1 protein-coding gene is annotated in these 875 nt (G+C 81.1%); it reads right to left on the reverse strand.

What is annotated here, in order from left to right; genetic code table 11:
- The coding region (locus AAHZ94_RS34695) for an acyl carrier protein (RefSeq protein ID WP_349997643.1) at positions 1–790 on the reverse strand (790 nt) is incomplete at its 3' end.
- Positions 791–875: the final 85 nt, after the last annotated feature.

The raw sequence follows: 875 nt of genomic DNA on the forward strand, positions 1-875 counted from the left end.
CCCCCCCCCCCCCCGGCGGGGCGGCCGGGGGGGGGGCGGCCGGGCGGCCGGGGGGGGGGGGGGGCGCGGGGCGGGGGGGGGGGGGGGGCCCCCCGGGGGGGGGGGGCCCCCCCCCCGGCCGCGGGGCCGGCGTGGCCACCGGTGCGGGGGCAGGCGCCGGCTGGGCGGCCGGTGCGGCGGCGAGTTCGGCGGTGAGGAAGGCCGCGAACTCCCTGACGTTCGGGTACTGGTAGATCTTCGTCGTGCTCACCGAGGTGCCGAACTCGGAGTTGACGGCGCGCACCCACTCCACGCCGACGACCGAGTCGAGACCGAGCTCGGTGAAGCTGCGGTCCGCGTCGATCTCATCGACCTCCACGAACAACTCGCGCGCCAGGCTCTCCTGCAACGCCTCAAGCAACCCTTCCGGCGCACCCTCAGCAGCCGGTCGCGCGGCCGGGGCCGGGGCGACAGGTGTGACGGGGACGGCCGGCGCGGTGGCCGGCGGGGTCACCCGTGCGACCTCGGGCGCGGCCGGCGCGGGGGCCGGTCGGGTGGCCTGCTGGGCTGCCGGTGCGGGCGCCGTGCCGGTCAGCGGGCGCAGGGTGACCCGCGGTTCGACGGCGAAGGTGGCCGCGTCCGTACGGGCCATGTCGGCGGCCATCTCGGCCACCGGGCGCAGGGTCACCGAGCCGGCCTGCGCTCCGGCTTGGCCTGCCGGCGCTGCCGGTCCCGCCGGCAGGGTGGTCGGTACGGGGCGGGGTCCGGCCGCCGACTGTGCCGCCGGGCGGGCCGGTGTGGCGGGAGCCACCGGCCGGTTGCTAGCGGGCGCGACGGGCGCGGGTCGGCTGGCAGCCGGGGCCGAGGCGGGGGCCGGCGCTGCGGCCGGCGCGGGC

This window comes from Streptomyces sp. HSW2009 (genome assembly GCF_040240285.1).
Taxonomy (GTDB): Bacteria; Actinomycetota; Actinomycetes; order Streptomycetales; family Streptomycetaceae; genus Streptomyces.